The 8,655-nt window shown below is 44.2% G+C and carries 11 protein-coding genes; 6 read left to right on the top strand and 5 right to left on the bottom strand.

Translation table 11 applies throughout. The features are described 5' to 3' along the window. Positions 1 to 189 precede the first annotated feature (189 nt). Positions 190 to 339: a hypothetical protein gene (locus tag ACTHRG_RS21765; RefSeq protein WP_175609151.1), complete on the bottom strand. Its 150-nt coding sequence runs from the start codon at positions 337 to 339 to the stop codon at positions 190 to 192. A gap of 162 nt (positions 340 to 501) precedes the next feature. Between ACTHRG_RS21765 and ACTHRG_RS21760 the strand changes: the two genes are divergently transcribed. From ACTHRG_RS21760 to ACTHRG_RS21735, 6 genes are all read left to right on the top strand, one after another. After that, the gene (locus ACTHRG_RS21760; RefSeq protein WP_440231980.1) at positions 502 to 1,206 is read left to right on the top strand and encodes a DUF421 domain-containing protein; all 705 of its coding nucleotides are present in this window, start codon (positions 502 to 504) and stop codon (positions 1,204 to 1,206) included. 17 nt (positions 1,207 to 1,223) lie between these two features. Then, positions 1,224 to 2,210, top strand: coding sequence for a DUF3231 family protein (locus ACTHRG_RS21755; RefSeq protein WP_076261362.1), 987 nt, complete (start codon positions 1,224 to 1,226; stop codon positions 2,208 to 2,210). A 92-nt stretch (positions 2,211 to 2,302) separates the two neighbouring features. Next, positions 2,303 to 3,112, top strand: coding sequence for a hypothetical protein (locus tag ACTHRG_RS21750; protein ID WP_440231978.1), 810 nt, complete (start codon positions 2,303 to 2,305; stop codon positions 3,110 to 3,112). Between the two features lie 71 nt (positions 3,113 to 3,183). Next, positions 3,184 to 3,402 (top strand): DUF1659 domain-containing protein, encoded by a 219-nt coding sequence (locus ACTHRG_RS21745; RefSeq protein WP_076261368.1) that lies wholly within the window; start codon positions 3,184 to 3,186, stop codon positions 3,400 to 3,402. A 37-nt stretch (positions 3,403 to 3,439) separates the two neighbouring features. Then, on the top strand, positions 3,440 to 3,658 hold the full coding sequence (locus ACTHRG_RS21740; protein WP_076261371.1) for a DUF2922 domain-containing protein: 219 nt from the start codon (positions 3,440 to 3,442) through the stop codon (positions 3,656 to 3,658). 222 nt (positions 3,659 to 3,880) lie between these two features. Continuing rightward, entirely contained in the window at positions 3,881 to 4,018 is a 138-nt protein-coding gene (locus ACTHRG_RS21735; RefSeq protein WP_048010265.1) for a YvrJ family protein, read from the top strand. Between the two features lie 34 nt (positions 4,019 to 4,052). Here the strand turns inward: ACTHRG_RS21735 and ACTHRG_RS21730 are convergent, their stop codons facing one another. The 4 genes from ACTHRG_RS21730 to efeB all read right to left on the bottom strand — a co-directional run bounded on the left by ACTHRG_RS21730 (position 4,053) and on the right by efeB (position 8,655). Beyond that, complete coding sequence (locus ACTHRG_RS21730; RefSeq protein WP_076261373.1) at positions 4,053 to 4,925, bottom strand: AraC family transcriptional regulator; 873 nt, start codon at positions 4,923 to 4,925, stop codon at positions 4,053 to 4,055. An 83-nt stretch (positions 4,926 to 5,008) separates the two neighbouring features. Then, positions 5,009 to 5,458: a helix-turn-helix domain-containing protein gene (locus tag ACTHRG_RS21725; protein ID WP_076261375.1), complete on the bottom strand. Its 450-nt coding sequence runs from the start codon at positions 5,456 to 5,458 to the stop codon at positions 5,009 to 5,011. Between the two features lie 164 nt (positions 5,459 to 5,622). Further along, complete coding sequence (locus ACTHRG_RS21720; protein WP_076261377.1) at positions 5,623 to 7,371, bottom strand: FTR1 family protein; 1,749 nt, start codon at positions 7,369 to 7,371, stop codon at positions 5,623 to 5,625. Between the two features lie 12 nt (positions 7,372 to 7,383). Further along, the gene (gene efeB, locus ACTHRG_RS21715) at positions 7,384 to 8,655 is read right to left on the bottom strand and encodes an iron uptake transporter deferrochelatase/peroxidase subunit (RefSeq protein ID WP_076261379.1); all 1,272 of its coding nucleotides are present in this window, start codon (positions 8,653 to 8,655) and stop codon (positions 7,384 to 7,386) included.

Raw genomic sequence — 8,655 nt, 5'->3', positions numbered from 1 at the left:
AAGCTTCGCTAAAAAAATAAAAGGGTTTGGTTGAAAACACTTGCCATTGATTTTACACAATAACCAGGACTTGACTCGCTCCCATGCTTTTTGTGTCTGAAGTTGCCTCTAGGTCCTGACTCTAACCCGGGCTTCCCTCCTTTTCAGTCCGAGCCGCCTCCCCCTCTTCCCAAAACCCAACCAGCTTAATTACTCATCATCCACTTCTCCGTCGCCTATTTCATCCTCTTCTTCCACATCTTCAACCTGTTCGTCTTCCTCAGGCTTTTCATCGTTTCCGCAGCCCGTTAACGTTACGAAGGATAGAGATAGAAAAAGCATCAATAAGAATTTTTTCATATAGATAACCTCCTTTCGCTTAGTTTTTCAAAAAGACAAATCATATATGTATTGTTAATAATTTACAAATATTCCTTCCCTTTGAATATTTGCAGCTGGATAGGAAAACACTTGTATAAAGCTGCACTTTACTTTTTACGCAGATAAAAGGATGTGCCAGAGATGGATTTTTTACAGAGTCAGCACTCACTTTCTGCTTTGGAGTGGGGACTCAGGGCTGTCATCGCTTATTTCTTCTTAGTCATTGTCGCCAAAGTGCTGGGGCAGCGTGCCATTTCCCAATTAAGACTCCTGGATTTAGTAATGGCTTTAGTGATTGGCAATATTATTGCCCATCCCTTATCAGATGAGGAGCTGGGACTAAAAGGTTCCATTGTTACAACCATTGTACTTGTCGTTCTTTACCTGATCAGTCTATTCAGCATCCTGAAATGGCCAGCGGTTAGAAGAATGGTAAACAGCAAGCCCATCCCCCTCGTACAGAATGGAGAAATCATCTATAAAGGCTTAAATAAAGCAAGGATTTCCATTGATGTGCTGCTGGAGGAATTACGCGAGAAAAAAGTAGAAGATGTAAAAAAGGTGGCGCTTGCTCTATGGGAAGCAAACGGAAGCATTTCCTTCTTTTTGGATCCCAAATATGAACCTATTACACCTGCTTTCCTGCAAAGAGATGCAGAACCATTCGATATGCCAAGAACGATTATTAAGGAAGGCAAAGTGGATAAAAAAGTGCTGCAAACCATACAAAAGGACGAAAGATGGCTAATCGCCCATTTAGAACGTTTCTATCAGACAGAAATTAATAATGTTTTGTTAGCTACCATGGACAGCAAAGGAGCCTTGAAGATATTTTTATATCACTAATTTGACTAAAAGGAGTGATGGCAGTGCGTTCTAAGGAGCTGACGGTCTCTGAGGTCTCGAATATGTGGTCATCTTATTTAAAAAACAGCATGGAGCTTCAGTTTTTCACCTATTTTTTTCAAACAGCAGAGGATCGCAAAGTCAGAAAGATTGTTGGAAGGCTGCTGCATCAGTCCGGGAAAAACCTAAAGCAGCTCCAGGATTTTTTTCATAAAGAGAGCATTTCCGTGCCCCTCGGTTTCACTGATGAGGATATAAATATAAATGCCGGAAAAGTATTCTCCGATCATTTCATTTTATTTTTTTGCCATGATATTACCCAGCTTTCATTGAGTACATATCCAAGCGCCCTGGGTGAAAGCACCCGTAAAGATATCCGGGATTATTTTGAGATCACACTTAAGTTCACGTTAAAGATCCAAAATGAAATTGTGGATTTGATGTTATCCAAGGACATTTACCCAAAGCCGCCCAAAATCAAGCTTGATGACCGGATCGATTTTGCCCGGAGCATAATATACCTTAATGGGTTTAGGGGTGGATCCCGTGCGCTTAATGCCCCTGAAATTGCAAATCTATCCAGATTGATTCATAGGGCCCAATTCTCGAGAAATATCTTTGCAACCTTCAGCCATATTTCTCAAAGAAACGAAATGAAAGACCATTTCAGCAAAGGAAGGGCTATGGCCGAGGACGTGCTGCGATCCCTTCAGGAAGTAATGAACAAGGAAAATATTCCGGTTTCCTCTGCCAAAGAGCTTACCCAATTTGACGTGGATATTCCTCCTTTTTCAGAGAAAATGATGCTGTTCTTTGTTAACACATGTATCGGAATCTTCTGCTTCACCATGATCAGCCAGGCCATGACCTCCAGCCTAAGATCCGATATAATCATAAAACTGCTTAGCATCAGCAAAAATATGTCCCTTTATTACGGAAAAGGCCTGATGATTGCCATAAAGCAAAAATGGCTTGAACAGCCGCCACAGGCTGCGGAGAGATAGATTTTCACCATTCCGTCACAGCTTTCTCCAACCACCCTGTCTTTTTCTCCCTTTCATTTCGATTATAAGAGATGAAAGGGCGGTGCAAAGATATGAATCTTAAATCAGGACGTGTGGACCAGTTTGAACAGTTTTCTCAGTTTAAAGATCTTCAGGAATTTAATGCCCATCTGGAAATGTGGCTTGCCATACATAAGAATGATTTTTCAAAGGGAGAACTTGTTGGGCTGAAACGGCTTGTCCGGTTTGCCGCGAAGTTACCCGGTGTTTCCAATGCCAAGATCGGGACCATTTTAAAAGCCATTCATGCTGAATACAGCGGCAATGGCATCTCCCGATCTACTTTTAAAAGAATGATTGCCAAAGCGACAGAAATCGGTATTTTTACTGTTCATGAAACAGAAAGAAAAAACGGTTCCCAGTCCAGCAACTTGTATGTTTTTAATCGTTTTCCCAAGAGTGAACCACCTAAGAAGCAAAAAATGGACCACCCTAATAAAACTATCAATCTTTCTAAAACTAATAAAAATCAAAAGATTACTAAACGTAACGAAACCGTCCTCGATCACACTTTTACAAGTGACCATGTACCACAATCATTTATCAGCACAGTAAAATACTTTTTTCCGGAAGCAAGGCAGATTGAGGAGTTTTGGAAAATGACAGCCATTGCAGCCTATAAAAATAATTGTGAGTTGAACACTATTCAAGAAACCGCCATCCTTTCCTTTAAACAGCTGATCCGAAAAATGAAAACCAGCGTCATTGCTAAGCCCGCTGCTTATTTCTACGGAATCCTGAATAAGAAATTTGAAGAAAAATACTTTGAAGAACTGCATGAAATGGGGTTTTCTGCCGAAGAAAATGACTTCTCTCTAGATTTCTTTTATAAAAATAAATGATGCCTTTGAAAATTCACCCTGTCCTTTTACCCCTCCAAAACGTATATAAAGGGTGAAAGGAGGTGTTCGAGATGGCACAAGCAATTATCACTGATTCCAAACTTCGCCTGGTTTTTGAAACAGGCCTTAACGGCCAGGGCAAGCCGGTTTACAAATCCAAAACCTTTAGCGGCGTGAAGCAATCCGCTTCAGCGGACCAGCTTTTCACAGTGGGACAGGCAATCGCTGGATTATCAAGCTACCCGCTGACTGAGCTGAACAGAAATGACAGCTTCGATATCTTAGGCTAATATCTGAGAAAAATAAACAAATCAGGAGGTGAAAAACATGGCTAAATCACTTGAGATGACATTTGAAACAGAAATGGGCAAGCAAACCAAACTATCGGTCGACAGCCCTAAGGAGCCGATTGATCCGGCAGCTGTGAAGGCAGTGATGGAACAGATCATTGCGGCCAATGCATTTGACGGCAACGGCGGTGACCTTGTTGCTGCTAAAGGCGCCAGATTAGTAGAGCGCAATGTCACAGATTATGAATTAATGTAAGGAAAAGAGGCCGGATTCTTTAGAACCCGGCCTTTTTTATCGCAGTCTAACGGGCAGTAAGACCCCCACTTCAAGACTCAGAGGAATCAAAGGAGGATAAGTGGGAGTCAAACAAACTGCCCGTAAAGGCCCGATTGGTTCAACTAACAATCAGTGGGGGATAAGGAACCCCCCCACTGATTGAAGTTTCACTTTATAGATTAATAGAAAGGAGCATGCAAGATGGAACAGATGGTCACCCTGATCAGCGAACTCGGCTTCCCGATTGTGGTCACACTTTTTCTGCTGAACCGGATCGAAGCCAAGCTGGATGTCGTTGTGTCCTCAATCCAGGGATTGCCGGATCGGCTGAGGGAATAATAGACGGGACTCCATTAGCTATGGCTTAGGAGTCCTATTTTTTTGCAACCGGAATCCAGATTTCACTGCGGAATGCCGGTGAAGCCGTATCTTTGCTTTCATTCCAGAGAATTTCCGGCCCTTCTATTTGCTGATAGGAAGAGGAAGGGAACCATTCTGAGTAAATACGTCCCCATACATTCTGAAGCGTTTCCGGAAACGGCCCCACTGCTTCAAATACTGCCCATGATGTGGCCGGAATTTCAAGAGATTCCATCCCCTCAGGGCATTCCTTTGTAGTGGCAGCTCCGATATAATGGTCAAGCTCACCCTTTTCTTCCATTCTTCCTTCAGAAAAATTGGCTGATGCACTGATCAGGCCGAATGGCTCTGTGTCAGATAAACTCTTGAGCTTCATAATCTTTTCTTCATTCAGGCTCTTCCACATGGCGGCAATCTCCGGATTCACTCCGTTAAAAATAATCGGCACCCGCTTCTTTAAGCCCACAATTCGAAACGCCTCTTTTTCCTCAATACGATAGTTCATTTCAGTTCCTCCCTTAATAGATAGATGGAAGGTCATCGGCGGATAAGCCTTAAGGGCGTGGCCATAGCTTCTTGCTTCTGATGGAGTGATGCCATGAAGCTGCTGGAACGCCCTGGTAAACGAGTCAGGCGAGCTGTACCCATATTTCATGGCTACCTCAATGACCTTAGCACTCTGGTCCTTCAGGTCAAAGGCAGCCAAGGTCAGCCGTCTTCTGCGGATGTACTCGGAAAGCGATACCCCGGCCAGAAAGGAAAACATTCGTTTAAAATGGTACTCCGAGCAATAAGAAAGTTTAGCCGCTTCTTTGAAATCAACCTCTTCCGCTAAATGCTCTTCAATATAATTCATCGCCCGATTCATATTCTGCAGCAAATCCATATTGATGACCTCCTTGTATCTAAAGAATAGCAGGAGCTGCTGGTGTGAACCCGACAATCCATGCACAGAAATGCAGGATTGCGCTACTCCTTTTTATATTTCTTTTTTAACGCATCTGACACAATTCCCCCGCCCACCATTAGTACCAGCGGACCAAAGTTCCAGAAAAATGATCCGCGAAGAGAGAGTTCCATATCTGTAAATTTATTTAGGCCTAAAATGCCAAGTTTAATGAGCAGCATAGCCAGTCCGATTAAAAATAAAATTTCAAAGAACACTTTCATTCTTGGATATGCCAATTGCCTGCTGTCCTTTATCACTTTCTCTGTCAATTCCCCGTCACTCCTTAACAATTCATCAATCGTAACCCCAAACAGATCACTCAGTTTAATAATGATTTCAATGCTGGGATAGTTCTGGCCATTTTCCCATTTAGAAACAGACTGGCGGCTCACATACAGCTTTTCAGCCAGTTCCTCCTGTGACCATCCTTTCTCTTTCCTCTCCTTCTTAAGCTTTTCGGCAAAAATCATAATCGCAATCACCTTTCTCTAAATCGATCATCTCATTATGGTAATTTTTCGGATCAAAAGTAAAGATAGGAATGGTTGCAGGAGGGCGCACGCAGGGGTTGCAGGGGCCCTCACGTGTTTTTACAGCAAAAAACCCCAGCCATAGAGACTGGGGTAAAGGGCTGTTACGCTTTCGAAAAGCTTCCCTTCATATCCGAATTATTGTTCTGTCTATTAAGGATAACACTCGTAATGATAAAGATGAGAATCAGCACCAGCTGAGGTATGAGAGATTCCCAGGTCGGATAAAAGCCCAGCCAGTTGATGATCGGCAGGCTGCTGATCTGGGTGGTTTCCAGCTTATCGGTGATCTGCAGGGCATGTATGCTTACCCCCAGGATCTTAAAGGCCAGGAAGTAAATCAGAGCCGTTGCTATCTTAAAATAAATGCCAAAAGCGATTCTTTTGCTGTAGCGGATAAATAAGAAGGCAAATAAGCTCAAAATCACAACGGCAGCGCCAATCCCTGCCAGCAGGTTTCCTGTGCTGATCGAAGGGGCCATTCCGGCATAAAAGATGATGGTCTCTGCTCCTTCTCTAAAAATGGACAGGAAGCTGACGAGAGACATGGAAATAATGCTTCCCTTTGATAAAGCAGACCCAAGCTGTTTTTCGATGTATCGGTTCCATGCTTTCATACTCGATTTCTGGTGAAGCCAGATGCCGACACCAATCATCATTACCACGGCAATAATGCCTGTTACACCTTCAATTACTTCCCGGTTCGCTCCAGCTGTGGCAGAGGAAAATACCTGGCTGATGGAAACAGCAGCCGCGATGCTCATGATGATTCCGCCTGCCGCACCAGCCCAAATCCACTTTTGCTGGTCACGGGCATTCGCTTTGTTTAAAAAGGCGATTAGCGCCGCTACAATAAGCAATGCCTCCATACCTTCGCGGAGCATGATTAAAGCTGCATCCCAGAATGTGTAATTTTGTTTTTCCTGAAGCAGTTCGATTGACTGCTTATGATCCAGGATTTTCTTTTGAATGGCATCCAGATTCGCCCCTGAGGAAGACAGTTCTCCGGCAAGAACCGGAATTTCACTTTCCAGTGTTGTATATAAGGATCCATTTCTTGTCCGCACATCGCCTTCTACAGAAGGCCAGACTGTCAGAAACTGCTCCAGGCCGGCAACCGCTTCGTCTGTTCGGCCGCTTTCAACTGCCTGTGAAACTTCTTCCAGGATACCTGCCAGCGTCTGCAGGGAATAATTGTTTTTCTCTGCTTTGACTTCTTTTCCCGATACAAACTCACTGAAAGCAGCAGATAGGGAATCACTGATGCCCTTCATTTGGGCAAAATCCTTCTCGTCCTGTGTTAAGGCGATCCGCAAAAAGCCCATTTGTGTTTCGATTTTTCCGTAATGAGGAATGCTTTGGTCACGGACAATTTTTTCCTTCCGGTTCCACATCGCTAAAAGGTTCTTATATTGATTGCTGACTTCTTCTGCATTTTCTTCCGTAATGGCTGCAGATAAATCCTCGAGAATAGGGTTAAAGGCATTTTTCACTTCTTCCCGCTGCTTCTCTTTGTCTACAGGATTTTGTTTTTTTTCAAAATCAACCAGAGCATGGGATACGTTCGACAGTGCCTGCAGCGTCTCCTCTTTCTGATGCTCATCAAGAGCACCCGTTAACTCAGAAATCGTCCGGCCGACCTTTTTTGCTTCCTTGCTGTCCGTTTTCTCCACTTGCTGCCAGGATTGATCCAGCTCTGAAGCAAGTTTCTCTGCTGATTCCCAGTCATCAGCCTTCACTTTCATAATGGCATCCCCGACTAAAATAAACAGATCGCTGTAATCCTCTTCGGCGTCAGCGAATGGCGGGAAAAACATAAATAAGCATAATACGAGTAAAACCAGTTTCTTCATTTCAGCATCTCCCTATTCAAACAGCCCGGCGCCAAGATAGCTTCCTTTTTTCACACCAGGAAAGCAAGCAAATAGCGCGCTGCCGCGATGGGTTATATATTCATTTAACTTATCCATACGTCCGAAACTATTCTGAATGTTGATGAATTGCTGCGGGTTCTTCTGGAACGAGATAAACAGCAATCCGGCATCAAAAGAGCCAGTGTCAGAGTTAATTCCATCCGAGTAGGAAAAAGAACGCCTCAGCATGCGGTCTTTCACCTGTCTTGCCAAAAACACATGCGAATTTTCAGGAACGACTGACTTTCCATTCTCTTTCCGCTCGATTTCCATTTCTGAAAACTCATCGCTCTTCCCAATAGGCGCCCCTGTGTCGCGATGCCGGCCAAAGGTCGCTTCCTGTTCGCGCAAAGCGGTCCGATCCCAGGTTTCAAGGTGCATTTGAATCCGTCTAAATGCCAAATAGGACCCTCCGGTCATCCAGCTCTTTGATTCACCCGGCTGCACCCATACGACATCATCCATCTCTTTGGGATCATCCACATTCGGGTTGCCTGTGCCGTCTTTAAAGGCAAACAGATTTCGGGGCGTCATTTTTTCTTTATCTTTCATTCCATAAGAATTAAAGCCGGTCTGTGACCATCTCATCGTCACAAGTCCCCTCGCCGCACGGATTAAATTCCGCACCGCATGGAAAGCAACCTGCGGGTCGTCGGCACATGCCTGAATGCAGATATCTCCGCCGACATACCGCGGATCGAGCTGATCCTTTGGAAAATGCGGCAAATCCTTTAGTTCCTCCGGCTTCATATGTTCCAGTCCAAGCTCCTTTTTCTCAAACAAACTCGGACCCACGCCAAAGGTTAAAGTCAAATGTGAGGCATCAAGCCCGACAGCCTCTCCTGTATCCGGAGAAGGAAGCAGCTTGTTCGCTGAATCGGGTTCAACCATCTGCCCATTCATGAGCTGTACACTATAACGGGTCCAAAGCTGGAACATTTCTTTTAGTTCAGCTTTCGATTTGGCTGTACAATTCAGGGACACAAAGTAAGCATGTTCAGGATTTTTCGTCAGGATGCCTGATTGATGCTTGCCGTAGAAATTCACTTTGTTCCTGGATTCCTGGTTACCATCCACAAACGGAGATTCCCCAAAGGCGGTTAAGATTCCAGAGAATCCTGTAGCTCCCAGAATCATCCCCGCACTTCCGATCCCGGCTGTTTTCAGCATCTCACGACGGGAAAACCCTTTTTCAAAAAGAGATTTTTCCTTTTTCGTACTCAT

This window comes from Cytobacillus sp. SAFR-174 (genome assembly GCF_051964675.1).
In the GTDB taxonomy this organism is placed as follows: Bacteria; Bacillota; Bacilli; order Bacillales; family Cytobacillaceae; genus Cytobacillus.
This window is presented reverse-complemented; position numbering and strand designations above follow the sequence as displayed.

Excerpts from the sequence above, each read along its gene's own strand:
- ACTHRG_RS21725 (WP_076261375.1), bottom strand. The coding sequence starts at position 5,458 with ATGATTTTTGCCGAAAAGCTTAAGAAGGAGAGGAAAGAGAAAGGATGG.
- efeB (WP_076261379.1), bottom strand. The coding sequence starts at position 8,655 with ATGAGTACGAAAAAGGAAAAATCTCTTTTTGAAAAAGGGTTTTCCCGT.
- ACTHRG_RS21765 (WP_175609151.1), bottom strand. The coding sequence starts at position 339 with ATGAAAAAATTCTTATTGATGCTTTTTCTATCTCTATCCTTCGTAACG.
- ACTHRG_RS21760 (WP_440231980.1), top strand. The coding sequence starts at position 502 with ATGGATTTTTTACAGAGTCAGCACTCACTTTCTGCTTTGGAGTGGGGA.
- ACTHRG_RS21750 (WP_440231978.1), top strand. The coding sequence starts at position 2,303 with ATGAATCTTAAATCAGGACGTGTGGACCAGTTTGAACAGTTTTCTCAG.
- ACTHRG_RS21730 (WP_076261373.1), bottom strand. The coding sequence starts at position 4,925 with ATGGATTTGCTGCAGAATATGAATCGGGCGATGAATTATATTGAAGAG.
- ACTHRG_RS21740 (WP_076261371.1), top strand. The coding sequence starts at position 3,440 with ATGGCTAAATCACTTGAGATGACATTTGAAACAGAAATGGGCAAGCAA.
- ACTHRG_RS21755 (WP_076261362.1), top strand. The coding sequence starts at position 1,224 with ATGGCAGTGCGTTCTAAGGAGCTGACGGTCTCTGAGGTCTCGAATATG.
- ACTHRG_RS21720 (WP_076261377.1), bottom strand. The coding sequence starts at position 7,371 with ATGAAGAAACTGGTTTTACTCGTATTATGCTTATTTATGTTTTTCCCG.
- ACTHRG_RS21735 (WP_048010265.1), top strand. The coding sequence starts at position 3,881 with ATGGAACAGATGGTCACCCTGATCAGCGAACTCGGCTTCCCGATTGTG.
- ACTHRG_RS21745 (WP_076261368.1), top strand. The coding sequence starts at position 3,184 with ATGGCACAAGCAATTATCACTGATTCCAAACTTCGCCTGGTTTTTGAA.